The 23,994-nt window shown below is 73.6% G+C and carries 21 protein-coding genes; 15 read left to right on the top strand and 6 right to left on the bottom strand.

Annotation, left to right across the window (positions count from 1 at the left end):
- Positions 1 to 175 precede the first annotated feature (175 nt).
- From AC3IYI_RS13765 to AC3IYI_RS13810, 10 genes are all read left to right on the top strand, one after another.
- On the top strand, positions 176 to 1,273 hold the full coding sequence (locus AC3IYI_RS13765) for a mechanosensitive ion channel family protein (RefSeq protein ID WP_489410448.1): 1,098 nt from the start codon (positions 176 to 178) through the stop codon (positions 1,271 to 1,273).
- Between the two features lie 189 nt (positions 1,274 to 1,462).
- Positions 1,463 to 2,710 carry an ROK family transcriptional regulator gene (locus AC3IYI_RS13770; RefSeq protein ID WP_489410449.1) on the top strand — a complete coding sequence of 416 codons (1,248 nt, stop codon included), beginning with the start codon at positions 1,463 to 1,465 and terminating at the stop codon, positions 2,708 to 2,710.
- 202 nt (positions 2,711 to 2,912) lie between these two features.
- On the top strand, positions 2,913 to 4,247 hold the full coding sequence (locus AC3IYI_RS13775) for an ABC transporter substrate-binding protein (protein WP_489410450.1): 1,335 nt from the start codon (positions 2,913 to 2,915) through the stop codon (positions 4,245 to 4,247).
- Between the two features lie 4 nt (positions 4,248 to 4,251).
- On the top strand, positions 4,252 to 5,202 hold the full coding sequence (locus AC3IYI_RS13780; RefSeq protein ID WP_489410451.1) for a carbohydrate ABC transporter permease: 951 nt from the start codon (positions 4,252 to 4,254) through the stop codon (positions 5,200 to 5,202).
- Positions 5,203 to 5,207: 5 nt separating this feature from the next.
- Positions 5,208 to 6,137, top strand: coding sequence for a carbohydrate ABC transporter permease (locus tag AC3IYI_RS13785; protein WP_489410452.1), 930 nt, complete (start codon positions 5,208 to 5,210; stop codon positions 6,135 to 6,137).
- 5 nt (positions 6,138 to 6,142) lie between these two features.
- Positions 6,143 to 7,408, top strand: coding sequence for a 6-phospho-beta-glucosidase (locus AC3IYI_RS13790; RefSeq protein WP_489410453.1), 1,266 nt, complete (start codon positions 6,143 to 6,145; stop codon positions 7,406 to 7,408).
- The gene (locus AC3IYI_RS13795; protein WP_489410454.1) at positions 7,399 to 8,412 is read left to right on the top strand and encodes an N-acetylglucosamine kinase; all 1,014 of its coding nucleotides are present in this window, start codon (positions 7,399 to 7,401) and stop codon (positions 8,410 to 8,412) included. The genes AC3IYI_RS13790 and AC3IYI_RS13795 overlap by 10 nt, the downstream gene beginning before the upstream one ends.
- Before the next feature lie 156 nt (positions 8,413 to 8,568).
- The gene (locus AC3IYI_RS13800; protein WP_489410455.1) at positions 8,569 to 9,972 is read left to right on the top strand and encodes a hypothetical protein; all 1,404 of its coding nucleotides are present in this window, start codon (positions 8,569 to 8,571) and stop codon (positions 9,970 to 9,972) included.
- Between the two features lie 152 nt (positions 9,973 to 10,124).
- Entirely contained in the window at positions 10,125 to 11,060 is a 936-nt protein-coding gene (locus AC3IYI_RS13805; RefSeq protein WP_489411524.1) for a glutamate ABC transporter substrate-binding protein, read from the top strand.
- Positions 11,061 to 11,176: 116 nt separating this feature from the next.
- Entirely contained in the window at positions 11,177 to 12,514 is a 1,338-nt protein-coding gene (locus tag AC3IYI_RS13810) for a hypothetical protein (RefSeq protein WP_489411525.1), read from the top strand.
- Between the two features lie 187 nt (positions 12,515 to 12,701).
- Here the strand turns inward: AC3IYI_RS13810 and AC3IYI_RS13815 are convergent, their stop codons facing one another.
- The gene (locus AC3IYI_RS13815) at positions 12,702 to 12,923 is read right to left on the bottom strand and encodes a hypothetical protein (protein ID WP_489410456.1); all 222 of its coding nucleotides are present in this window, start codon (positions 12,921 to 12,923) and stop codon (positions 12,702 to 12,704) included.
- Positions 12,924 to 12,933: 10 nt separating this feature from the next.
- Here AC3IYI_RS13815 and AC3IYI_RS13820 point away from each other — a divergent pair, with 10 nt between their 5' ends.
- The 4 genes from AC3IYI_RS13820 (at position 12,934) to AC3IYI_RS13835 (ending at position 19,919) form a co-directional block, all read left to right on the top strand.
- Positions 12,934 to 15,258 carry a serine/threonine-protein kinase gene (locus tag AC3IYI_RS13820; protein ID WP_489410457.1) on the top strand — a complete coding sequence of 775 codons (2,325 nt, stop codon included), beginning with the start codon at positions 12,934 to 12,936 and terminating at the stop codon, positions 15,256 to 15,258.
- A 288-nt stretch (positions 15,259 to 15,546) separates the two neighbouring features.
- Positions 15,547 to 17,406, top strand: coding sequence for a PP2C family protein-serine/threonine phosphatase (locus AC3IYI_RS13825; RefSeq protein ID WP_489410458.1), 1,860 nt, complete (start codon positions 15,547 to 15,549; stop codon positions 17,404 to 17,406).
- A 26-nt stretch (positions 17,407 to 17,432) separates the two neighbouring features.
- On the top strand, positions 17,433 to 18,758 hold the full coding sequence (locus AC3IYI_RS13830) for a vWA domain-containing protein (protein WP_489410459.1): 1,326 nt from the start codon (positions 17,433 to 17,435) through the stop codon (positions 18,756 to 18,758).
- A gap of 90 nt (positions 18,759 to 18,848) precedes the next feature.
- A complete protein-coding gene (locus tag AC3IYI_RS13835; protein ID WP_489410460.1) occupies positions 18,849 to 19,919 on the top strand; it encodes an FHA domain-containing protein in 1,071 nt (356 codons plus the stop codon).
- Positions 19,920 to 20,005: 86 nt separating this feature from the next.
- On the opposite strand, the gene AC3IYI_RS13840 is transcribed toward AC3IYI_RS13835, so the two are convergent.
- Genes AC3IYI_RS13840 through AC3IYI_RS13850 form a run of 3 tightly spaced genes read right to left on the bottom strand, consistent with a single transcriptional unit; the run spans position 20,006 to position 22,249 of the window.
- The gene (locus AC3IYI_RS13840) at positions 20,006 to 20,881 is read right to left on the bottom strand and encodes a hypothetical protein (RefSeq protein ID WP_489410461.1); all 876 of its coding nucleotides are present in this window, start codon (positions 20,879 to 20,881) and stop codon (positions 20,006 to 20,008) included.
- Positions 20,878 to 21,216 (bottom strand): PadR family transcriptional regulator, encoded by a 339-nt coding sequence (locus tag AC3IYI_RS13845; protein ID WP_489410462.1) that lies wholly within the window; start codon positions 21,214 to 21,216, stop codon positions 20,878 to 20,880. Before AC3IYI_RS13845 ends, AC3IYI_RS13840 begins: the two co-directional genes overlap by 4 nt.
- 43 nt (positions 21,217 to 21,259) lie before the next feature.
- A complete protein-coding gene (locus tag AC3IYI_RS13850; protein WP_489410463.1) occupies positions 21,260 to 22,249 on the bottom strand; it encodes a methyltransferase domain-containing protein in 990 nt (329 codons plus the stop codon).
- Between the two features lie 117 nt (positions 22,250 to 22,366).
- Between AC3IYI_RS13850 and AC3IYI_RS13855 the strand changes: the two genes are divergently transcribed.
- A complete protein-coding gene (locus AC3IYI_RS13855) occupies positions 22,367 to 22,771 on the top strand; it encodes a globin (RefSeq protein WP_243334938.1) in 405 nt (134 codons plus the stop codon).
- A 30-nt stretch (positions 22,772 to 22,801) separates the two neighbouring features.
- Here the strand turns inward: AC3IYI_RS13855 and AC3IYI_RS13860 are convergent, their stop codons facing one another.
- On the bottom strand, positions 22,802 to 23,515 hold the full coding sequence (locus tag AC3IYI_RS13860; protein ID WP_489410464.1) for a DUF8010 domain-containing protein: 714 nt from the start codon (positions 23,513 to 23,515) through the stop codon (positions 22,802 to 22,804).
- Complete coding sequence (locus tag AC3IYI_RS13865; protein ID WP_489410465.1) at positions 23,512 to 23,991, bottom strand: acyl-CoA thioesterase; 480 nt, start codon at positions 23,989 to 23,991, stop codon at positions 23,512 to 23,514. Before AC3IYI_RS13865 ends, AC3IYI_RS13860 begins: the two co-directional genes overlap by 4 nt.
- Positions 23,992 to 23,994: the final 3 nt, after the last annotated feature.

Here is a 23,994-nt window from a genome sequence, read left to right on the forward strand (position 1 = left end):
ACCACGCGCCCGTAACGGGTCCGAGGTGTTTTCGACCACACCTGCTTCATCCCCGCGTGAGTCTGGTCTCTCCCTCGAACACGGCAACAAGTCAGGCCGAGTGCCCCGTTAGGGTGGATGGTCTGCCCGCCCCACCCCTTCCGCGGGCAGGACGCTATATCTGGAGGTACCCGCCGTGCCCAGGCCTGCCGCACTGCTCCCGCTCGCAGCCGACACCCCGGACGCGTCCCAAACGATCAGAGAGACGCACGAGAACGTCACCCAGGCTGCCAGTTTCATAGAGGAGAACTGGGCCGGATGGCTGTATCTGGGCCTGCGGATCCTCCTCATCCTGGTCATCGCCTTCGCCCTGCGCTCGGTGGTCCGCAAATCGCTGACCAAGCTGATCACGCGGATGAACCGCGGCGCCGACGCCGTCGAGGGCACGGCCCTGAGCGGGCTGCTGGTCAACGCCGAGCGACGCCGGCAGCGGTCCGAGGCCATCGGTTCCGTACTGCGTTCGGTGGCCTCGTTCCTGATCCTCGGCACGGCGGGCCTGATGGTGCTCGGCGCGCTCGACATCAACCTGGGACCGCTGCTGGCGAGCGCCGGTGTGGCGGGTGTGGCGATCGGTTTCGGCGCCCGGAACCTGGTCACGGACTTCCTCTCCGGCGTGTTCATGATCCTTGAGGACCAGTACGGCGTCGGCGACAAGATCGACGCCGGTGTGGCCTCCGGCGAGGTCGTCGAGGTGGGCCTGCGCGTCACCAAGCTGCGCGGCGACAACGGCGAGATCTGGTACGTCCGCAACGGCGAGATCAAGCGGATCGGCAACCTCAGCCAGGGCTGGGCCACGGCGAGCGTGGCGGTGCAGGTCAAGCCGACCGAGAGCCTCTCCCGCATCCGCGAGGTGATCAAGGGGATCGCCGACACCATGGCCAAGGAGTCCCCGTGGGACGAGCGGCTGTGGGGTCCGGTGGAGGTGCTGGGACTGGACGAGGTGCTGCTGGCCTCCATGTCGGTGTCGGTGTCGGCGAAGACGATGCCGGGCCAGCAGTTCTCCGTGGAGCGCGAGCTGCGCTGGCGGATCAAGGACGCCTTCGACGCCGCGGGCATCGGGATCGTCGGGGGCCTGCCGGCGCCCGAGGAGGAAGCGGCCCCGGCCGACCCCTCGGCGTCCGTCGCCCCGCCGTCGGCGCTGGCGAACCCGACGTCGCCGCAGTCCCTGGCCACCGCGGAGATCCCGCCGCCGGCCGTGGGCGGCTCGGTCTCCGGTCCCCGCATCACGAAGTAGCACCCGCCCCACACGACCCCGTACATGAGTACGCCGCTGCCCCCGCAGGTCCAACCTGCGGGGGCAGCGGCGTACGCGGGTATGGGGTCGTATGCAGCAGGCAGTGGCGTACGCACCACCATTGACACGAGCGACCCACCAATAGGAAACTTACCTAACAGTTCACCCCGGTGAGAGAGAAGTCACCCCATGCCCGCCACACCCGGTACGCCCAGCCTGTTGCGCGCCCTGAACGACCGGGCCGCGCTCGAGCTCCTGCTGACGCACGGTCCACTGTCCCGGACCCGGATCGGGCACCTCACCGGCCTCTCGAAGCCCACCGCCTCCCAGCTGCTGGCCCGCCTGGAGGCCGCCGGGCTCGTCGTCGCCACCGGCACCGCCACCGGCCGCCCCGGCCCCAACGCGCAGCTCTACGCCGTCAACGCGCGGGCCGCCCACGTCGCGGGGCTCGACGTCACCCCGGGCCGGATCCTCGCCTCCGTGGCCGACCTGACCGGCGAGGTGATCGGCAGCCACGAGCTCCCGTACGCGGAGGGCACCGGACCGGTCGAGCAGGTCACCCGCGCCCTCGGCGAGGCCGTCAAGGACGCCGGGCTGCACCTCGCCGACATCCACCGGGTCGTCATCGCGACCCCGGGCTCCTTCGACCCCCGCACCGGGGTGCTGCGCTACGCCGACCACCTGGTGGGCTGGCAGTCCCCCACGCTCCTCGACGAGCTCGCCGCGGCCCTGCCGATGCCGGTCGAGTACGAGAACGACGTGAACCTCGCCGCCGTCGCCGAACAGTGGCTCGGCGCCGCCCGCGGCCACGAGGACTTCGTCCTGCTGTGGAACGAGGAAGGCCTCGGGGCCGCCCTCGTGCTCGGCGGCCGGCTGCACCGCGGCTGGACCGGCGGCGCCGGGGAGATCGGCTTCCTGCCGGTCGCCGGGCACCCGCTGGTGCGCCAGGTCACCCGGGTCAACTCCGGCGGCTACCAGGAGCTGGCCGGCGCACAGGTACTGCCCGCGATGGCGGCCCGGCTCGGGGTCGAAGCACCGCCGGCCGCCGCGGCCGGGGCCGGTTCGGTGCACGGCGCCGTGCACGGGGCCGAGTCCGGGGCCATGGTCGAAGCGGCGGCCGCGCTGCTGGCCCAAGCCGCCGCCGCGCCCGAGGGGGCCCACCTGGAACTCCTGCGGGAGTACGCCACCGCCCTCGCCACCGGTCTGGCCTCGCTGGTCGCCGTACTGGACCCGGAGATCGTGATCCTCTCCGGCGCGCTGACCATCGCGGGCGGGGAGCCGCTGCGCGAGCTCCTCGAAGCCGAGCTCGCCGACCTCGCCCCGTCCCGGCCCCGCCTGGTGACCGGCGAGGTACGGGAACGGCCCGTGCTGCGCGGGGCGCTGGAGAGCGCCCTCGCCGCGACCCGCGACGAGGTCTTCGACACCTCCCGCCGCTGAACCGCACCACCCGCACCGCACCACCCCGCGCAAGCCCGCACCGCACCTCCCCCGCACGAGCCCCCGGCGCACGCAGCCCCGTACACCCCACCTGCACCACCTGCACCACCTGCACCACCTGCACTGCACTTCCCCCGCGTGAGCCCACACCGCTCCTCCCCACCCCTCCAGGAAGTCCCCCCGCGCAGAGAGTGACTCCGCCATGCCCGGAATCCGCCGCCTGACCGTCGCCGCCACCGCCGTCGCCGCGATATCCGTACTCGCCACCGCGTGTACGGGCTCCGCCTCCAACACGGCCGCCGACGGCCCGAACAAAGACGTCACCCTCAACTTCTGGCACGGTTGGTCCGCCCCCAGCGAGATCAAGGCCATCGAGGACAACATCGCCCGGTTCCAGAAGGCGCACCCGAACATCAAGGTGAACGTCACGGGCAACATGACGGACGACAAGATCAACCAGGCGCTGCGCGCCGGCGGGGAGAAGGCCCCCGACGTGGTCTCGTCCTTCACCACCGACAGCGTCGGCAAGTTCTGCAACACCGGCGCCTTCGCGGACCTGAACCCCTTCCTGAAGAAGTCCGGGGTCGACAAGGAGAAGGTCTTCCCCAAGACCCTGCTCGAGTACACCCAGTTCAACGGCAACCAGTGCACGCTGCCGCTGCTGAACGACGCCTACGGCCTCGTCTACAACAAGACCGCCTTCGAGGCCGCGGGGATCACCGAACCGCCCAAGACCTGGAGCCAGTTCGAAGCCGCCGCGCAGAAACTCACGATCCCCAAGGGCGATTCGTACCAGCAGCTCGGCATCATGCCCACCTACCACGGCTACGAGACCGCCCCCCAGCGCCTCGCCGCGATGTGGAGCCCTGCCTACTTCGACGCCGCCGGCAAGTCCAACCTGGCCAAGGACCCCGGCTTCGCGCAGATGCTGACGGCCCAGAAGGACCTGGTCGGCAAGCTCGGCGGGTACGAGAAGCTGGAGAGGTTCCGCACCACCTTCGGCGACGAGTGGAGCGCCGAGCACCCCTTCCACCTGGGCCTGGTGGCCATGCAGATCGACGGCGAGTGGCGGCCCGCCATGGCGAAGGAGGCCGGGGCGAAGTTCGAGATCGGGACCGCGCCGATGCCCGTCCCCGACGACCGGATCGCCGAGTACGGCAAGGGCTACCTCGCCGGCACGATCATGGGCATCGCCTCGGGCAGCAAGAAGCAGAACGCCGCCTGGGAGCTGACGCAGTACATGACGACCGACACCGAGGCGGTCGTGGAGTTCGCCAACGCCATCCACAACGTGCCCTCCACCCTGGCCGCCCTGGAGTCGCCGAAGCTCCAGGTCAGCCCGGAGTTCAAGACGTTCATCGACATCGCCAGGCACCCGAAGTCGACCACCACCCCGGCGCAGGTGGACGGCGGCACCTACCAGCTGACCTTCACGGACTTCGCGTACGCGGTCGAGAAGGGCGAGGTCGCGGACATCGCGGCCGGTCTCGCCAAGACCGACCAGCAGATCGACACGGACATCGCGAAGGCCAAGTAGCCCGATGGACGGCACCCTCTCCCCCGAACTGCGCACCAAGCGCCGCAGGTCGGCGCTGCGCACGGCGGCCTTCATGTCGCCCTGGCTGATCGGGTTCAGCGTCTTCTTCGCCTACCCGCTCGTCTCCACCGTCTACTTCTCCTTCACCAAGTACGACGGCTTCCGCCCGCCCGTCTTCAACGGTCTGGACAACTGGACCTACGTCTTCTCCGACCTCCCGATGTTCTGGCCGGCCATGCGCAACACCCTGTGGCTGGTCGTGGTGATGGTCGCCTGCCGGGTCGCCTTCGGTCTCGGCATCGGCCTGCTCATCACGAAGATCAAGCTGGGTACGGGCGTCTTCCGCACCCTGTTCTACCTGCCCTACCTGGCCCCACCGGTGGCCGCGACCCTGGCCTTCGTCTTCCTGCTCAACCCGGGCACCGGCCCGGTGAACACCCTGCTGGACGCGGTCGGGCTGCCCACGCCCGGCTGGTTCACGGACGCCGACTGGTCCAAGCCGGCGCTGACCGCGCTCGCGGTGTGGGGGGTCGGCGACCTGATGGTCATCTTCATGGCCGCGCTGCTCGACGTACCGCGCGAGCAGTACGAGGCCGCCGAGCTGGACGGGGCCGGGGCGCTGGCGCGCTTCCGCCACATCACCCTGCCGAACATCTCGCCGATCATCCTGTTCGCGGTGGTCACCGGGGTCATCCAGGCGATGCAGTTCTACACACAGCCCCTGGTGGCGGGGAAGGTGGCGTCCGGCGTGATCGGCGGCTCGGGCCAGCCGACCGAGCCCGGGTACCCCGACAAGTCCACGCTGACCCTCCCCCAGGTCATCTACAACGTCGGCTTCCAGCGCTTCGACTACGGCACCGCCTGCGTGGTCGCCCTGGTGCTGTTCGCCCTCTCCATGGCCTTCACCGCACTGCTGATGCGGCGGCGCGGCGGCCTGATCGAGGCAGGTGACTGACGGCCATGAGCCAGAACCAGAGCCAGACCCTCACCCGCGGCCCGCGCCGGACCCCGCGTCCGGCCGCGTCCCCCGCGCCCGATTCCGCGCGGGCCGTACGCACGGCACGCCGCCGGGCCGCCCTGCACTGGGTGGCCGTGCACTCCCTCGGCGTCGCGGCGGCGCTGTTCTTCGTCCTCCCCTTCGTGTTCCTCTTCCTGACCTCGGTGATGAGCGACCAGCAGGCGCTGACCCGCGACCTGTGGCCGCGCAGCTGGGACTGGGGCAACTACGCGAAGGTGTGGGACACCCCCGGCTTCCTGACCTGGTGGCGCAACACCCTGCTGTACGCGGGCCTCGGCACCCTGCTGACCGTGGTCTCCTCGGTGCCCGTCGCCTACGCGCTCGCCAAGTTCCGCTTCCGCGGCCGGCGGCTGTCCCTGCTGCTGGTCATCGCCATGATGATGCTGCCGCCCCAGGTGGTCGTCATCCCGATGTACCTCTTCTGGGCCAAGCAGCTGGACCTGTCCGGCACCCTGTGGCCGCTGATCATCCCGATGGCCTTCGGCGACGCCTTCTCCATCTTCCTGCTGCGCCAGTTCCTGCTGACGATCCCCGACGAGTACCTGGACGCGGCGAAGGTCGACGGCTGCGGCGAACTGCGCACCCTGCTGCGGGTGGTGCTGCCGATGGCGAAGCCCGGGATCGCGGCCGTGGCGCTGTTCCAGTTCTTCTGCGCCTGGAACGACTACTTCGGCCCGCAGATCTACGCCTCGGACAACCCGGCCGCCTGGACCCTCAGTTACGGACTGGAGTCCTTCAAAGGCGCCCACCACACCAACTGGAACCTCACCATGGCGGCAACCGTGCTGGTCATGGCCCCGGTGATCGTCCTCTTCTTCTTCGCCCAGAAGGCGTTCGTCGAAGGCGTCACCCTGACCGGAGTGAAAGGCTAGTGACCATGAAACTCGCAGTGGTGGGCGGCGGTTCCACCTATACCCCCGAGCTGATCGACGGGTTCGCCCGGCTGCGCGACACCCTGCCCGTCAGCGAGCTGGTGCTGATCGACCCGGCCGCCGACCGGCTGGAGCTGATCGGCGGCCTGGCCCGGCGGATCTTCGCCAAGCAGGGGCACCCCGGTCTCATCACCACCACCTCCGACCTCGACGCGGGCGTCGCCGGCGCGGACGCGGTCCTGCTGCAGCTGCGCATCGGCGGGCAGGCGGCCCGGCTCCAGGACGAGACCTGGCCGCTGGAGTGCGGCTGCGTCGGCCAGGAGACCACCGGAGCCGGCGGCCTCGCCAAGGCGCTGCGCACGGTCCCGGTGGTCCTCGACATCGCCGAGCGGGTCCGGCGCTCCAACCCGGACGCGTGGATCATCGACTTCACCAACCCGGTCGGGATCGTCACCCGCGCCCTGCTCCAGGCCGGGCACAAGGCGGTCGGGCTGTGCAACGTGGCCATCGGCTTCCAGCGCAGGTTCGCCGCGATGCTGGACCTGACGCCGGCCGACATCCACCTCGACCACGTGGGCCTCAACCACCTCACCTGGGAGCTGGGGGTGCGCAAGGGCGGCCCGGAGGGCGAGAACCTGCTGCCGCAGCTCCTCGCCCGCCACGGCGAGGCGATCGCCGCGGACCTGCACCTGCCGCGCGCGGTGCTGGACCGGCTCGGGGTCGTCCCCTCGTACTACCTGCGCTACTTCTACGCCCACGACGAGGTGGTCCGGGAGCTCGGCACCAAGCCCTCGCGGGCCGCCGAGGTCGCCGCGATGGAGAAGGAACTGCTCGGCCTGTACGGGGATCCCGCGCTGGACGAGAAGCCGGAACTGCTCGCCAAGCGGGGCGGTGCCTTCTACTCGGAGGCGGCCGTGGACCTGGCCGCGGCCCTGCTGGGCGACGGCGGGAGCGCCGTACAGGTGGTCAACACGCTGAACAACGGCACCCTGCCGTTCCTCCCGGACGACGCCGTCGTCGAGGTGCAGGCCCGGGTGGACCGCGCGGGACCGTCGCCGCTGGCCGTGCCCCGGCTGGACCCGCTGTACGCGGGGCTCATCTCCCACGTGACGGCGTACGAGGACCTCGCGCTGGACGCCGCGCTGCGGGGCGGCCGCGAGCGGGTCTTCAAGGCGCTGCTGGCACACCCGCTGGTGGGCCAGTTCGACCTCGCCGAGGGGCTGACGGACCGGCTCCTCGCGCACAACAAGGAGCACCTGGCATGGGCGTGAGCCGGCCCCCGGAGGCAGCCGTCCTCGCCGTCGACGCGGGCAACAGCAAGACGGACGTGGCGCTGATCGCCGCGGACGGCCGCGTCCTCGGTACCGGGCGCGCGGGCGGCTTCCAGCCCCCGCGCGTCGGGGTCGAGGCGGCGCTGGACGTCCTCGGGCAGGCCGTGGCCGAAGCGGCCGCAGCCGCGGGACTGCCGGGGCCCGCGGCCGGAGCACCGTACGCCGTGCAGGTCTCGGCCTGTCTGGCCAACGCGGACCTCCCGGTGGAGGAGCTCGGGCTCGCGCAGGCCATCGGCGCGCGCGGCTGGGGCACGGCCACCGAGGTCCGCAACGACACCTTCGCGATCCTGCGGGCCGGACTCGGCGAGGACGCCGGGGGGCCGCGCGGGGTCGCGGTGGTGTGCGGGGCGGGCATCAACTGCGTGGGCATGCTGCCCGACGGGCGCACGGCCCGGTTCCCGGCGCTCGGACAGATCTCCGGCGACTGGGGCGGCGGCGGCGGACTGGCCGCCGAGGCCATGTGGTGGGCGGCCCGCGCCGAGGACGGGCGCGGCGGCCCCACGGAACTCGCGGGTGCCCTGCCGGGGCACTTCGGGCTGGACTCCGTGTACGCGCTGATCGAGGCGGTGCACCTGGGCGCCGTCGATCCCGTACGGATGCACGAGCTGGTGCCGGTGCTGTTCGTGGTGGCCGCGGCCGGTGATCCGGTCGCAGCGGCCCTCGTCGAGCGGCAGGCCGAGGAGGTCGTGGCACTGGCCTCGGTGGCGCTGGAGCGGCTCGGGCTGCTGGCCGAGGAGGCGCCCGTCCTGCTGGGCGGCAGCGTCCTGGCCGCCCGGCACCCGCAGCTGAACGGCCGGGTGGAGGCCCTGCTGGCCGACCGGGCCCCGCACGCCCGGGTCTCGGTGGTGACGGCGCCACCGGTGCTGGGCGCCGGACTGCTGGGGCTGGACGCGCTCGGGGCGGGGCCCGAGGCCTACGGGAAGCTGCGTGCCCATTTCGGGTGAACCGCGCCCGCGCCGGAACCATCCCGGCTCGTGGGGCGTAGTAGGACTGGGGGACGGACCGGGGCGGATCGTGACTGATCCAGCACCGGGTGCTGTGGACGACCGCCACTAAGGCCATACTGCTGCGAAGCACGAAGGACCGAGGGGGAGGTCAGGGTGGCCATCACATCACGCGCGCCCGCGCCCGGCGGCGTCTCGGCGCCCTCCGGGCCGCCGGCGCCGCCGCCCGACGGGCTGCCCCGGCGGGGCACCGCCTGGGCCGAGGGCGTGGAGCGGCTGCGCGCGGCCGCCACCACCGAGCCCGGCCGGCTGCGGATCGTCGGCGCGGCCCTGGCCGCGCTGGTCCTGCTGTTCGGTGCGGTGGCCGTCTGGGAGATCTCCGGCCGGGTCACCGCGGCCGACGACGTCGTGGGCCGCAGCCAGCCGCTGAGCGCCGACGCGGCGAGCATCTACCGCTCCCTCGCGGACGCCGACACCGCCTCCTCCAGCGGTTTCCTCGCGGGCGGCCAAGAGCCCCGCGAGGTCCGCAGCCGGTACGAGAAGGACATCGCCAACGCGTCCCGGCTGCTGGTGAACGCGGCCGCCAGCACCACGGCCGGCGAGGACTCCCGCAGGCAGATCACCCTGCTGAGCGAGCAGCTCCCCCGCTACACCGGCCTGATCGAGCAGGCCAGGGCCACCAACAAGCAGGGCCTGCCGCTCGGCGGCGCCTACCTCCGGTACGCGAACGAGCAGATGAGCACCCAGCTGCTGCCCGCCGCGCAGCGGCTCTACGAGGCGGAGACCGGCCGGCTCTACACGGACTACGACGAGGCCCGTGCGCTACCCCTGGCCTCGCTCGGGGCGGGTCTGCTCGCACTCGCCGCCCTGATCTGGGCCCAGCGGCGCAACTACCGGCGTACGAACCGCGTCTTGAACCACGGGCTCGTCGCCGCTACCACCGCCTCGCTGGTGCTGCTGCTGTGGCTGGCCGCGGGGCACACGGTCGCCCGGTCGGGGCTGAGCGAGGCCCGCACGGACGGGCAGGAGTCGCTCAAGGTGCTCAACGACGCGCGGATCGCCTCGCTCCAGGCGCGGGCCAACGAGAACCTGACCCTGGTCTCGCGCGGCGCCGTACTGGCCGAGGACAAGAAGTCCGACAAGTACGACGTCGACTACTCGAACGACATGAAGGACCTGGACGCGGGCCTGGCGACAGCGGCGCAGCTGGCCGACGACACGGCCGGCCGCGACCCCGTGTCCCGCGCCGCGGAAGGCGTGAAGCAGTGGAAGGAACTCCACGCGGCGGCCCGGGAGACCGACTTGAAGGGCGACTACCAGGGCGCCGTCGGGCAGGTCATCGGGGACGAGAACCACACGAAGCCCACGGGGACCGCCTTCGACACGGTGGACGCCTCGCTGGAAGAGGCCGTGGCCCACGAGCAGCGTGAGTTCACCCGGGCGGCGCGGGACGGGCTCGGCGCGCTCGACGGTTTGGTGACAGGCACGGCGGCCCTGGCGGTCGTCGGCGCGGCGGCCGCCCTGCTCGGCATCGGGCGCAGGCTTTCGGAGTACAGGTGAGAGCGATGCCGGGACGGGTGAAGCGCGCGGGCGGGGTTTCCGAGGGGGCCCTGACGCCTGATGGGGCCTCCGAGGGCGCCGTGGAGGTTCAGGAGGTACGAGGCCTGCGGCGGCTGACGGGCCGGCTGCGCGGCTGGGGCGGGGTCGGGGCGATGGCTGTGGCCTGTGCGCTGACGGCGGCGGCCGTGCTGTTGCCGCTGGCCCAGGCGGCCCCGGGCGGCCCGGGACCCTCCTCGCTGGTGCGCGAGCCGGCCAGGATGGCCGTCGCTCCGCAGACCCCCGGGGACACCTGCGAGAACCCGGAGGCGAGCCTGCGCCCCAACGGGCTGGACGGCTCCGCCATCCAGCGGATCCGCGCCGCGGGCCATCTCGTCGCGGGCGTGGACCAGAACAGCTTCAAATGGGGCTACCGCAACCCGGCCGGGGAGCTCGACGGCTTCGACATCGCCCTGGTCAAGGCCATAGCGAAGGACATATTCGGCGAGGACGGCAAGGTCATCTACCGGGCCATCCCCACCAGCCAGCGCATCCCCGCGCTCAAGGACGGCACGGTCGACATCGTCGTGCGCACGATGACCGTCAACTGCAAGCGGCTGGAGGAAGTCGCCTTCTCGACGGCGTACTTCGAGGCCGGGCAGCAGGTGCTGGCCCCCAAGGGCTCGAAGATCACCGGCTACGACGCCTCGCTGAAGGGCCGCCGCATCTGCACGGCGGCCGGCTCCACGGCGGAGGCGGCCCTGGCCGCCCAGTCCTACGGCGCCGTCCCGGTCAGCGTGCCCAACCAGCTCGACTGCCTGGTCCGGCTCCAGTTGGGCGAGGTGGACGGCATCATCACCGACAACGCCCTCGCCGCCGGCCAGGCCGCGCAGGACCCCTCGGTCGCGCTGGTCGGCTCCCCGTTCACCAGGGAGTTCTACGGGGTGGCCATGAACAAGGACGCCGGCGACCTGGTGCGCCGGGTCAACAAGGTGCTGGAGGACTACCGCGCGGGCGGTGGCGACAGCTCCTGGATGAAGGCCTACAAGGCCCATCTGGAGCCCGTGCTGCCCGGCGTGGGCGGCCCGCCCGTTCCCAAGTACCGGGACTGAGGCCGGTGGCGGATTCTGAGCCCGATGTCACGAGACCGGAGGCGGGATCGGTGGAGGCACATCCTGGGGGGGCACAGCCTTTGGGGGCACAGCCTTGGGGGGTGCAGCCCGCTGTGATGGACCGGGACGGTGTGGACCGTGCGCTGGCCCGGCTGGGCGCGGAGCACGAGGCCGTCGAGACTTCGTTGCTCGCGCTCCAGGACCACGCGGGCCGGCGGCTCCTGGAGGGCGCCGGGCTGACAGGGGTCACCAAGGAGCGGTGGGCCGAGGCCGACGCGGCCATCACCCGGCTGTGGCGGTACTTCGACGCCTACAGCGGGGCGCTGGGCGCCGCCCGGGGGATCCGCGAGCGGCGCCGCTGGCCGAGCCGCGAGGACCTGGTCGAGCTGACGGACCGGCTGCGCGGGCCCGGGGTGCTGATCTCCGGCGCCGCGGTGGAGGGGGCCCCGCTCGCGGAGCGGTTCTCCCTCGCCGAGCTGGTGTCCCGCATGAACGAGCTCTACGCGAGCTCCCTGGACGTGGTGGTCGCCGCGGACTCCGTCTGGTCGGCGCTGCCCGCCCGGATCGACCTCCTCTCCGCCGAACTGCACCGCACCCGCGCCCTCGCCCACTCGGTGGGCGTCCGGCCGGGGGAACACCCCTCGGGGGACGACCTGGAGGCCATCACGGCCGAGCTGGCGGACCTGCGGGCCCGGGTGATCGAGGACCCGCTGGCGTTCTGGTTCGCGGTGGCCGGGAGCTCCGCTCCGGGCGGCGGCCGTCCGGACACCGGGCGCTACGACCGGGCCGCGCTCGCGCTGGAGGACGTACGCCGGGAGGTCGAGGCGGTGCTCGCCGTCCGGCAGGACGCCGAGCAGCGGCTGATCGGGCTGCGGGACGTGCTCTCGCGGGCCGACCGGACCCTGGCGGAGGCCCGGCTGGCGCGCGGTGAGGTGCTGGCGAAGATCGCGGCGTCCGAGGTGCCCGCGGTGAGCGGCCCGCCGACGGCGCTGCAGGAGCAGCTCTCGACGGCGGCCGAGTACCGGCGTCGGGCCCAGTGGCACCGGCTGTCGCCGCTGCTGGAGTCCTTGGAGGAGCGGGCCGAGGAGGAACTGCGACGGGCCCGCGAATCGTTGACCGCGGTGACGGCCCCGCTGGCGGTACGGGCGGAGCTGCGCGGACGGCTCGACGCCTACAAGGCGAAGGTGGCCCGGCTGGGCATGGCGGAGGATCCGCTGCTGACGGAGCGGTACGACACCGCCCGGCGGATGCTGTGGAGCGCGCCCTGCGATCTGCGGGCCGCCGAACAGGCGGTGCTGCGCTACCAGTGGGCGACGGCCGAGGCGCTGCCGGCACAGCAGCAGCACGATCAGCGGGACCAACGGGATCAGCAGGACCAGCAGGACCAGCGGGATCAGCAAAAGCACCGACCGGTGCGTGAGTGGCCCGACGGGCCGAGGGAGGGGGACGCGTGAGTCTGATCGGAACGGCGTGCATGCGCCCCGGCTGCCCGGGGACGTACGAGGACATGGGCGGCGGCGAGGTCTACTGCGGCACCTGCGGGCTGGCGCCGGCCGGCGCCGTCGCGGCGGGCGCCGAGGAGCTGGTGTCGGTGCCGACGGCAATGACGAGCGCGGCCCGCCACGGGGACTCGCAGGGGTCTCAGGGCTCGCACGGGTCCGGGCGGTCCTCCTCCTCGTCCTCCTCCTCACGGGCTTCGCGCTCGGCGCGGTCGTCGCGGTCGTCTTCCTCCCGGCGCTCCGTCTCGGGACGGCTCTCGCGCGCGCTCTCGGGGGCCGCGTCCACCCGGTCGGTGTCGGTGCGCAGTTCGGGTTCGGCCGCCTCGGTGTCGGGCCGCAGCCGGCTGGGAGCCGGGCTGGTCAACGTACCGGAGGTGCCTCGTCCGGATCCCTCGGCGGCGGTGCTGGAGAACCCGGAGGTCCCGGAGCGCAAGCGGTTCTGCTCGCGCTCGGACTGCGGGGCGCCCGTGGGCCGGGCCCGCGGGGACCGGCCGGGGCGGACAGAAGGTTTCTGCACCAAGTGCGGGCACCCGTACTCCTTCGTGCCCAAGCTGCGCGCGGGCGACCTCGTCCACGGCCAGTACGAGGTCGCGGGCTGTCTCGCGCACGGCGGGCTGGGCTGGGTCTACCTCGCGGTGGACCGGGCCGTGTCGGACCGGTGGGTGGTCCTCAAGGGCCTGCTGGACACCGGGGACCAGGACGCGATGGCGGCCGCGATCTCGGAGCGGCGCTTCCTCGCGGAGATCGAGCACTCCAACATCGTGCGGATCTACAACTTCGTGGAGCACCTGGACCAGCGGACCGGTTCGCTGGACGGGTACATCGTGATGGAGTACGTGGGCGGCAAATCGCTCAAGGAGATCGCCAACGAGCGGCGCCGGCCGGACGGCCGCCGCGACCCGCTGCCCGTGGAGCAGGCCTGCGCGTACGGCATCGAGGCGCTGGAGGCGCTCGGCCACCTGCACAGCAGGAACCTCCTGTACTGCGACTTCAAGGTCGACAACGCCATCCAGCAGGCCGACCAGCTGAAGCTGATCGACATGGGCGCGGTCCGGCGGATGGACGACGAGGAGTCGGCCATCTACGGCACCGTCGGCTACCAGGCGCCGGAGGTCGCGGAGCTCGGCCCGTCGGTCGCCTCCGACCTGTACACGGTGGCGCGCACGCTGGCCGTGCTGACCTTCGACTTCCAGGGCTACACGAACGTGTTCGTGGACTCGCTGCCCGACCCGCAGCACATCGAGGTCTTCGGGCGGTACGAGTCCTTCTACCGGCTGCTGGTACGGGCCACCGACCCGGATCCGGGGCGGCGGTTCGCGTCCGCGCAGGAGATGGCGGACCAGCTGACGGGGGTGCTGCGGGAGGTCGTCGCGCTCCAGACGGGCCGCCCGAGGCCCCAGGTCTCCACCCTCTTCGGGCCCGAGCTGCGGGTTCCGGACGACCGGCTGTTCATCGACGACAGGTCGGGCGGGCACGTCTCCCAGCTGGGCGAGCGGACCGTGAAGCGGTGGCGGGCGGGCCGGGGTCCGGCCCCGGCGCGGGTCCCGGCCGCCGTCCCCGGACCGGCCCCGGCTCCTGATCCGGCCTCCGCTGCGGCGGGGGCTCCCGCCGCGCCTCCTTCGGCTTCTCCGATCACGGGGTACGGCACGACCGGGCTGGTCACCACGGCGACGCACCGGGCCGCCGGTCCCGGCGTGCCGGCCCCGCGCCGGGCCCCGGCGGCCGCGCCCCTGCCACCCGTGGGGATCACCGCCTCGCGGCGGCCGGAGCTGTCCACGCTGGACACCCGTGAGGCGGCGCTGGCGCTGCCCGTGCCGCTGGTCGACGCCGGGGATCCCAACGCCGGTTTCCTGGCGGGCCTGCTGGCCTCCGCGCCGGCCGACCTGCTGGCCGCGCTGGGCTCGGCGCCGGCCGAATCCGCGGAGCTGCGGCTGCGGGAGCTGCGGGCCCGGATCGAACTGGGCGGGGCCGACGCGCCGCTCGTCGCGGAGGCGCTGACCCGGCTGGAGGCGCGGCACCCCGACGACTGGCGCGTGGTGTGGGCCCGGGGCATCGCCTCGCTGGCCGTCGGGGAGGACGAGACGGCCGCCCTGTCCTTCGACGCCGTCTACGACGCCTTCCCGGGCGAGCCGGCGCCGAAGCTGGCGCTGGGGCTGTGCGCGGAGGTGCTGGGGCAGTTGGACAACGCCGCCGAGTACTACCGGCTGGTGTGGGCCACGGACCCCGGGTTCGTCGGGGCGGCGTTCGGGCTGGCCCGGGTGCAGCTGGCCGCCGGGGACCGGGCCGGAGCGGTGCGCACGCTGGAATCCGTACCGGAGGCCTCGATCCACCACACCGCCGCGCGGGTGGCGGCCGTACGGGCACGCCTGCGCGACCGGTCTCCCCAGGAGGCCCTGCTGGCCGATCTGTCGGCGGCCGCGGCGCAGGTGGAGGCGCTGGGGCGGTTCGGCCTGGACTCGGTGCGCCACGAGCGGCTCAGGGCGGAAGTTCTGGGCTCGGCGCTGGACTGGGTACTGTCGGGCAGCCGGGGTTCCGACCCCGGCCGTACCTCGCTGCTCGGCTGCCAACTGGACGAGCGGGGGCTGCGCTTCGGCCTGGAGCGCTCGTTCCGCGTGCTGGCACGGCTGGCGCAGCGGGGCGAGGAGAGGATCGAACTGGTGGAGCGGGCAAACCGTTTCCGTCCCCGGACGTGGGTGTGATTGATGTCGATGCATCGGCTGTCGGGCTGCCCCAGCTGCGCGGAACCACTGGAAGAGGGTGATCGTTTCTGCGGCCTCTGCGGCTACGCCCTCACCACCGCCGCCCCCACGGAGCCCCGAGCCCCGGAACGAACGACGCCCCCCGCACCCCCGGCGCCCCCGATGAGCGCACCGCCCGTGATCCCGGGTGGCGCGGCGGGTCCGGCTGCGGCGGGTCCGGGCGCGGCAGGTCCGGCTGCGGCGGGTCCTGGCCCGACGGGCCCGGGCGCGCAGGATCCGGCCGCGCCGGTGGCCCCGGCGACGCCGGCAGCCCCGCCCGCTCCGGCCGGGACGGATCCGGCTGCGCCGATCACCCCGGCGACGGCTGCCGCTCACGCGGGCACCACCGGCCGGGCCACCCCTGCGGGCGGGATCCCGGCCACCCGCGGGCGCCCTTCGCCCGACGAAGCCCCCGCACCCCGCCGCTCCGGCGGCTACGCCGAACCGGCGGCCCCCGGGTACGCCGGCGAGGCCGCGCCCGGCTGGGGCAGCGTCTCCACCGCCGCGCCCACCCTGGTGTCGGGACCCACCGGCTGGTCCGACCCCGCCTCCCCGGCCGACTCCCACGGCACGCCTCCGGCCCCCGAGGGCCCGTACGCCGCACCGCCTCAGGGCCGGCACCCGGCGGACACCTCCCCCTACGGCGCGAGCGCACAGGGCACGGGTTCCGCGGGCGGATCCGGCCACGACGGCTACGACGCGTACGGCACCCCGGGCCCGGGAGAGCACGCCTCCCCCTACGACCACGCCGCCCCGCAGGGACAGCACCCCGGCGCCGAAGCCCCGTACGGCGGCCGGGCCCCGCAGGGGCACACCCCCGAGGGTGGAACCCCGTACGGCAGCCCGACCGGCGGGCACGACCCCGCCCAGCGCGGCACCGGCCCGCAGGGACAGCACCCCGGCGGCGAAGCCCCGTACGGCAGCCCCGCCCCGCAGGGTGGGCGCCCCGGCGGGGAAGCCCCGTACGGCAGCCCCGCCCCACAGGCACACACCCCCGAGGGCGAAGCCCCGTACGGCAGCCCCGCCCCGCAGGGTGGGCGCCCCGGCGGGGAAGCCCCGTACGGCGGTGGCGCCGCGGGCCACGGCCCGGGGGGCGACGCCCCCCAAGGGCCCGCCCCGCAGGGGGAGGCCGGTGGGAAGACCTGTGTGGCCTGCCGCGCCGGGCGGGTGGACACCGACGGGTACTGCGAGCACTGCGGCCACGCGCAGCCCCGGGAGCGGGACCACCTCGAAGAGGAGCTCGGGAGCGTCGCCGCCGTCAGCGACCGCGGGCTGCGCCACCACCGCAACGAGGACTCCTTCGCCGTGGCGGCCACCGCGCTGCCCGACGGCTCCGCCGCCACCGTGGCCATCGTCTGCGACGGCGTCTCCTCCGCCAGCCGCCCCGACGAAGCCTCCGCGGCCGCCGCCGGTGCCGCCAACGAGGCGCTGCTCGACGCCCTCCCCCGCGGCGCCCACCCCCAGGAGGCCATGCACGAGGCGATCCTGGCCGCCGCCGCCGCAGTGAACGCCCTCGCCCCCGAGGTGCCCGGCGCCCAGAACGCCCCCGCCTGCACCCTGGTCGGCGCCGTCGTCAGCCGCGGCCTGCTGACCATCGGCTGGGTCGGCGACAGCCGTGCGTACTGGGTCCCCGACGACCGCGCCGCCCTGCCCCGCCGCCTCACCGAGGACGACTCCTGGGCCGCCCAGATGGTCGCGGCGGGCCTGATGGGCGAGGCCGAGGCCTACGCCGACGTCCGCGCGCACGCCATCACCGGCTGGCTCGGGGCCGACGCGTACGACCTGGAACCGCACACCGCCACCTTCAAGCCCGACCACGACGGCGTGGTCGTGGTCTGCACCGACGGACTGTGGAACTACGCCGAGTCCGCGCGCGACATGGCCCAGGTGCTCCCGTACGACGCCGCCGTCCGGCCCCTGCACAGTGCGCAGGTCCTGGTGGGGCACGCCCTCGACGGCGGCGGGCACGACAACGTCACCGTCGCCGTCGTCCCCTTCGCGGCGACCCCGCCGACCCCGTCGACCCAGCCGGCTCAGCCCGCAAGCCCCACAGGCACCTCAGGCCCAACAGGCACCGCAGGCCCCGCCGCCCCGCAGGCCCAGGCCTGATCCCCGTCCCCGAGGAGTAGCGACCGATGGCGAACTTCGCCAAGCCGAGCGCCCCGCGCTTCAGCGTGGAGGTGTACCAGAACGAGTTCCTCGCCGAGGGCGCCCGCGACGTCCACGCCATCGTCACGGTCACCTCCACCGGCGGGGCGACCGCCACCCGGACGGCCGTCGCCCCCGGCGGCGCCGCCGTGGTGATCATGGTCGACTGCTCGGGCTCCATGGAGTACCCGCCCGACAAGATGCGCGGCGCCCGCGAGGCGACGGCCGCCGCCGTCGACACCCTCCGCGACGGCACCGCCTTCGCCGTGATCGCCGGTACCCACGTGGCCAAGGAGGTGTTCCCCCGCCGGGGCCGCCTCGCCATCGCCGACGCGGCCACCCGCGCCCAGGCCAAGGAGGCCCTGCGCGGCCTCACCTCCGGCGGCGGCACCGCCATCGGCACCTGGCTGCGGCTCGCCGACGGCCTGCTGCGCGGGTCCACCGCGGCGATCCGGCACGGGATCCTGCTCACCGACGGCCGCAACGAGCACGAGGACCCGGCCGTGCTCCGCGCGACGCTCGACGCCTGCGCGGGCCGTTTCACCTGTGACGCCCGCGGCGTGGGAACCGACTGGGAGGTCAAGGAGGTCACCGGCATCGCGAGCGCGCTGCTCGGCACCGCCGACATCGTGGCCGATCCGGCCCGGCTGACCGAGGACTTCACGCACATGATGGAGAAGGTCATGGGCAAGGAAGTGGCGGACGTCTCACTGCGCCTGTGGACCCCCGTGGGCGCGGAGGTCCTGTACGTCAAGCAGGTCGCTCCCGCCGTGCAGGACCTGACCGGCCGCCGCACGGAGGCGACCCCGCGCGCCGGGGACTACCCGACGGGTTCCTGGGGCGACGAGTCCCGCGAGTACCACGTGTGCGTACGGGTCCCCGGCGCCTCCATCGGCCAGGAGATGCTCGCCGCCCGCGCCGCCCTGCTCATGCCGGGGGCACCCGGTGAGGACCCGGCCGTCCTCGCCCAGGGCCTGGTCCGCGCCGTCTGGACGGACGATCTCGCCGCGTCCACCGCCATCAACCCGCAGGTGGCCCACTACACCGGGCAGGCGGAGCTCGCGCAGGCCATCCAGCAGGGCCTGGAGGCCCGCAAACTGGGGGATGTCGGCGGGGCCACGGCCAAGCTCGGCCGGGCCGTGCAGCTGGCGAGTTCCTCGGGCAACGCCGACACCGCGAAGCTGCTCGCGAAGGTGGTGGACGTCGTCGATGCGGCGGCGGGTACTGTGCGACTGAAGGCAAAGGTCGCCGACGCGGACGAGATGACACTAGAAACGCGTTCCACTCAAACCGTTCGAGTGCGAAAATCTTGACGTACAGCTTGACGCTCTGATCAGACGCGCATCAGACGCGAATCAGAAGACCCTGCCTCGTAGACGCAGGAAGAAGGAGGAAGCGCCGCGATGCCGACCTGCCCGAACGGGCACCAGTCCGCCTCCGACGACTGGTGCGAGGTCTGCGGTCACCGCATGGCCGCCCCTACGGGCACCCCCGGGGCGCCCTCCTACGGCTACGGCTACCCTCCCACCGGCGAGCCGACCGCACAGGCCGAGCTCTGCCCGCAGTGCCGGACCCCGCGCGAGGCCATGGCCCCGTTCTGCGAGGAGTGCCGGTACAACTTCCTGACCCGTACGGCGACCTCGTACACCCCGCTCTCCCCGGACATGCCCCAGCCGCCCCCGCCGCCGGGCATGCCCGCGGCTCCGCAGGCGTACTCCCAGGACCACTTCGACTACCAGGGCTCGCGGCCCTCCCGGGTGAACCGCCCGGCCGAGCCGCTGCAGCGCGAGGACGACTGGATGCTGCCGCCCCCGGGGCGCCAGGACTACCAGCAGCCCCCGTACCAGCAGCAGCCGCCGCCCCCGCAGCAGCACCAGCAGCCGCAGCCGCAGCACCAGCAGCCGCAGGCGCAGCAGGCCCCGCCGGGGTACCCGCAGCAGCAGCCTTCGCGGACCGGGCAGTACCAGCCGCCCCAGCAGCCCCCGCACCACCAGCAGCAGCATCACCAGCAGCAGGCGCCCGCGCCCCAGCAGTCGTACCAGCAGCAGCCCTACCAGCCCCAGGGCGGCGGCTCCTGGACCGCGACCATCGGTCCTGACCGCACGTACTTCATGGCGATGATGCACCGCAGCGGCCCCGAGGCGGCAGGGCTCGACCTGCCCGCCTACTCCCCCGAGCAGCACCTTCCGCTCTCCGGCGGCCAGATCACCATCGGCCGCCGCCGCGCCTCGACGGGCGAGTCCCCCGACATCGACCTGTCGGTGCCCCCGGAGGACCCGGGCGTCTCGCACCAGCACGCGGTGCTCGTCCAGCAGCCCGACGGCAGCTGGGCCGTGGTGGACCAGAACTCCACCAACGGCACCACGATCAACGGCGGCGAGGAATCGATCCAGCCCTACGTTCCGGTGCCGCTCGCCGACGGCGACCGCGTCCACGTCGGCGCCTGGACCACGATCACCGTCCGGCGCGGCTGAGGTTCCCCGAACACGATGCGACGAAGGCCCCCGGTGTCACCGGGGGCCTTCGTCGTGTTCGGGTGCCGCCGGCCGGCCCGGCCCGCCTAGCCGCCGACCAGAGGGTCCCGCACGTCCCGCCTGCGCCGTACGCTCACCACCACCGCGGTGACCAGCAGCAGGACCAGCAGTAGGGCGAGCGCGAGCACGAGCAGCGTCCCGGGCATGACGCCGAAGTACAGGAACGGCAGTCCCGCGAGCAGGACGGCCGGTGCGGTGCGCAGCCGGGCGAACGCCGGGCGTCCGGCCAGCAGCAGTCCGGCGGCCACCGGCACGACGAAGCGCAGCTGGGTGAGCGGGTACGCCAGCGGGACCATCAGCGCCGCGCCCACCAGCACCACCGTCCACGCCATCACGGCGCTCACCCCGGCCCGCGTGCGGATCCGCGGCACCGGCCGCAGGTCGGGCGGGCACGCCGGCGCCACCAGGGCCAGGACGAGCATCGGCCCGGTGGAGAGCGCCGAGATCCCGACACCGCCGATGCCCGCCCGGACCGTACTGACCGCGAGCACCGCGGCCATCCCCGCCAGCACGGTCCAGCTGCCCGCCGACCACCGCCCGGCCAGCGCGAGGAACACGCCGAACACGGTGACGAGGTACGCCGCGACCAGCGCCACGAAGCCCGGACCGACCTGGTCCGGTCCCCCGACGAAGAGCGCGTGGCGCAACACTCCGGCCCAGCTCGACGCGGCCGCCGCGACCGCGACCAGGGCGAACGGTCCCAGTGCGGCCAGCAGCCGACCGGCGCGCCGGCCGGAGCCCAGCCCGAGGCGCATGCGCAGGGCGTGCCCGAGGACGTCGGCGCTCTCGCCCACCCGGGCGAGGGCGCCCGCCCCTCGGGTGGCCTCCCGGTACGCGTCGGAGATCTCGTCGCCGAACTCCCGCCGGTAGGCGGCGGGGTAGAGCCTCACGAGCGCGGTCACGAGGCCGTCACCGCCCCGCCGAGTCCCAGCCGCCGGGTGGCCTCCTGCGCGGTGCGCGCGAGCCTGGCCGCCTCGGCGGCCAGGGTCTCCCGCCCGCGTGGGGCGAGCGCGTAGCTGCGCCGCCTGCGTCCGTCGACCACCTCTTCCTCGTGGACGGCGATGAGTTCCTGTTCCAGGAGCCGCTCCAGGGCTCCGTAGAGCGTTCCGGTGCGCATCTTGGTGCGGCCTTGCGAAATCTTCTCGACCTCCTGGGCGATCGCGTATCCGTGCCGTGGGGCATCGGCGATCGCCGTGAGGATCAGCAGGGTCGGCTCGCGGAGAGCTTGATCATTCACACCCCGACCATAGCTCGGCAACCGACATATGTCGATGGCCGACCTATGACTTCTCCTCCCTCTCCCCCAGGGGCCACACGTAGGGCCCCTGGGGATCGTCCAGCCAGGACCACTGCCCCGCCTCGCCGACCGTCACCCCGAAGCGCTCGCGCCCCGGCCGGTCCTCGCGCCGCCACAGGTCCAAAGCCTCCCTCGGGTGGAGCGCGCCCGAGGTGAGCACCAGCATGAACTGGAAGCGCTCGTTCTCCACCAGCTCGTACGGGATCCCCTGCGGCATCCCGTACGTGCCCGGCGGCGCGGCCGTGGCCCCGCGCAGCGGCACGAAGTAGGCCGAGGTGTGCAGGAAGCGGCCCTCGGCGAAGCCGGCGTCCCGCACCGTGAGCGCGATCAGCCCGGTCGACAGCGGGGCCAGGATCCGGGCCCCGGGCCGGCACTGGCCCAGCCAGGCGGGCGGGATCAGCGGGATCGTGCAGGTCACCAGGATCCGGTCGAAGGGAGCGCGGGCGGGACAGCCGCGCGCCCCGTCGCCGGTGACCACCACCGGGTGGTAGCCGAGCTCGGCCAGGTGTGCGCGCGCCGACTCGGTGATCTCCTCGTCCAGGTCCACGGTGGTGACCAGCCCGTCGCCGAGCCGGTGGCACAGCAGGGCGGCGTTGTAACCGGTGCCCGCGCCGATCTCCAGCACGTTGTCCCCGTCGCGCACCTCCAGGGCCTCCAGCATCTTCGCCATCAGCGAGGGCTGGCTGCTGGAGGAGACCAGCTCGCCGTCGCGCAGCCGGGTGGCGAGCGGGGCGTCGGTGTAGACCCCGCGCAGCCAGCGGGCCCGCTGTTCGGGGTCCGGGTCCTCGGCCCAGAGCCGCTCGTGTCCGGCGCCGCGGCCGGTGTAGTAGTACGGGACGAACACGTGCCGGGGCACGGCGGCGAAGGCCGCCCGCCAGCGCGGATCCTCCAGCGCCCCGGCGGCGGTCAGCTCCCGCACCTGGGCGGCGTGCGCGGTCTCCCGCACGTCGCGTACCTCGGCGTGTGCGCCCATGTCTCCACTGTCCTGCGCACACCGCCCGGATGCGACCGCGCCGCGGCCCCGGGGGAGGCCCGAGGAGCGGGTCCTAGGACCGGGGTCCTCCGTCCGGGCGTCTGAGACGATGGTCGGGTGAACGAGATTCCGCGGGGCACGGTCCAGGAGCAGACTTTCTACGAACTGGTGGGCGGCGAGGACACCTTCCGCCGTCTGGTCCACCGCTTCTACCAGGGGGTCGCCGAGGACCCGCTGCTGCGCCCGATGTACCCGGAGGGGGACCTCGGTCCCGCCGAGGAGCGGTTCGCACTGTTCCTGATGCAGTACTGGGGCGGCCCGAACACCTACAGCGAGAACCGCGGCCACCCGCGCCTGCGCATGCGGCACGCGCCCTTCCAGGTGGACGCCGCCGCGCACGACGCGTGGCTGGCCCACATGCGGGTGGCGGTGGACGAGCTGGCCCTCGCGCCGGAGCACGAGGCGCAGCTGTGGCGGTACCTGACGTACGCCGCCGCATCGATGATCAACACCGCGGGCTAGCCCGTACGGGATCCCGTACGGCGCGGCCGGCTAGACCGGCCGGACGAGCAGGGTGCCGAGGCCGCCCGGGCGGCGCGTGGCCACGGACCCGTACGGGGTGCGCAGCCGCAGCCAGCCCCCGGAGGCGAACAGCGCCACGGGCTCGGGGGCGCCGGGCGGGGTGGGCGCGGCGGGCACGGTGGACCGTACGGGCCGCAGGAAGCCCAGGGACTGCGCGGCGTGCACGGCGCGCAGCGGAAGTTCGGTGTCCCCCAGCGTGCGGGACCAGATCTCGCGGCCGATGCGGTCGCGCTCGGAGCGGGTCCGGTGCTGCGGGGGCAGGGCCTCGTCGCGGGCCCGGAACTCGGCGACGGCGGCCGCCAGGGCCTTGGCCATCGCCTCGGGCCCGGGCAGCCCCGGCACCGGGGTCCAGCCGCCACGGGGCGGGAGCACGCCCGCCCAGGGCGGTCCGGTGACGGCCGCGGGGACGACGGCGCCGGCCCGCTCGCCCTCGTCCACGGACTCCAGCAGCTCCCCGGCCGAGACGGTCAGGTCGAGCGGAGCGGAGAGGGGCGCGGCGAGCCGCACCGTGCGGACGGCCAGCACGTCGAAGGACGGCGGCCGCCCGAAAACGGCGAGCGCGCCGCCGCCGGCCTGCACCTGCAGGCGGACGGCGGCGGCGCGGTCGTAGTGCACCAGCCGGCCCAGGAAGGCGGCGAGGTCCGCCGCCTCCCCGGAGTCGGCGAAGTGCAGCTGCTCGTTCATGCCGCGATGCCCCCGGCAGGAGCACCGGCTCCGGTCTTGGGCCGTGCCTTCGGCTCGTCCAGGTACTCCTGGAGGAAGAGCTTCTCCTCGGCCGTGATGCGGCGGGGCCGCCCCTCGGCGAGGTTGTAGGGCACGACCACGGTCTCGGCGCGCACGTACACCGTCTCGGGCGCGTCCTCGGTCGCCTCGTCCTTGACCTCGTAGCGGATGGTCAGGGACGCGGCGCCTATCCGGGTCACCCAGGATTCGATGAGGACCGGCTCGTGACGGTGCACGAGGGGCAGCTTGTAGTCGATCTCGTGACGGGCCACGACGGAGCCGCCCGTGAAGGACTCACTGCCCTCCCCCGGCGCGAGGCGGAACATGAAGTCGATCCGCGCCTCCTCCAGATAGCGGAGGAAGACGACGTTGTTGACGTGCCCGAAGGCATCCATGTCCGCCCAGCGGAGGGGGCATCGGTAGTGGTGTCTGGCCATGGC

Source organism: Streptomyces sp. GL_148 (assembly GCF_057834205.1).

Excerpts from the sequence above, each read along its gene's own strand:
- AC3IYI_RS13835 (WP_489410460.1), top strand. The coding sequence starts at position 18,849 with ATGCCGACCTGCCCGAACGGGCACCAGTCCGCCTCCGACGACTGGTGC.
- AC3IYI_RS13790 (WP_489410453.1), top strand. The coding sequence starts at position 6,143 with ATGAAACTCGCAGTGGTGGGCGGCGGTTCCACCTATACCCCCGAGCTG.
- AC3IYI_RS13795 (WP_489410454.1), top strand. The coding sequence starts at position 7,399 with ATGGGCGTGAGCCGGCCCCCGGAGGCAGCCGTCCTCGCCGTCGACGCG.
- AC3IYI_RS13860 (WP_489410464.1), bottom strand. The coding sequence starts at position 23,515 with ATGAACGAGCAGCTGCACTTCGCCGACTCCGGGGAGGCGGCGGACCTC.
- AC3IYI_RS13805 (WP_489411524.1), top strand. The coding sequence starts at position 10,125 with ATGGCTGTGGCCTGTGCGCTGACGGCGGCGGCCGTGCTGTTGCCGCTG.
- AC3IYI_RS13830 (WP_489410459.1), top strand. The coding sequence starts at position 17,433 with ATGGCGAACTTCGCCAAGCCGAGCGCCCCGCGCTTCAGCGTGGAGGTG.
- AC3IYI_RS13780 (WP_489410451.1), top strand. The coding sequence starts at position 4,252 with ATGGACGGCACCCTCTCCCCCGAACTGCGCACCAAGCGCCGCAGGTCG.
- AC3IYI_RS13865 (WP_489410465.1), bottom strand. The coding sequence starts at position 23,991 with ATGGCCAGACACCACTACCGATGCCCCCTCCGCTGGGCGGACATGGAT.
- AC3IYI_RS13785 (WP_489410452.1), top strand. The coding sequence starts at position 5,208 with ATGAGCCAGAACCAGAGCCAGACCCTCACCCGCGGCCCGCGCCGGACC.
- AC3IYI_RS13810 (WP_489411525.1), top strand. The coding sequence starts at position 11,177 with ATGGACCGGGACGGTGTGGACCGTGCGCTGGCCCGGCTGGGCGCGGAG.
- AC3IYI_RS13850 (WP_489410463.1), bottom strand. The coding sequence starts at position 22,249 with ATGGGCGCACACGCCGAGGTACGCGACGTGCGGGAGACCGCGCACGCC.
- AC3IYI_RS13770 (WP_489410449.1), top strand. The coding sequence starts at position 1,463 with ATGCCCGCCACACCCGGTACGCCCAGCCTGTTGCGCGCCCTGAACGAC.
- AC3IYI_RS13775 (WP_489410450.1), top strand. The coding sequence starts at position 2,913 with ATGCCCGGAATCCGCCGCCTGACCGTCGCCGCCACCGCCGTCGCCGCG.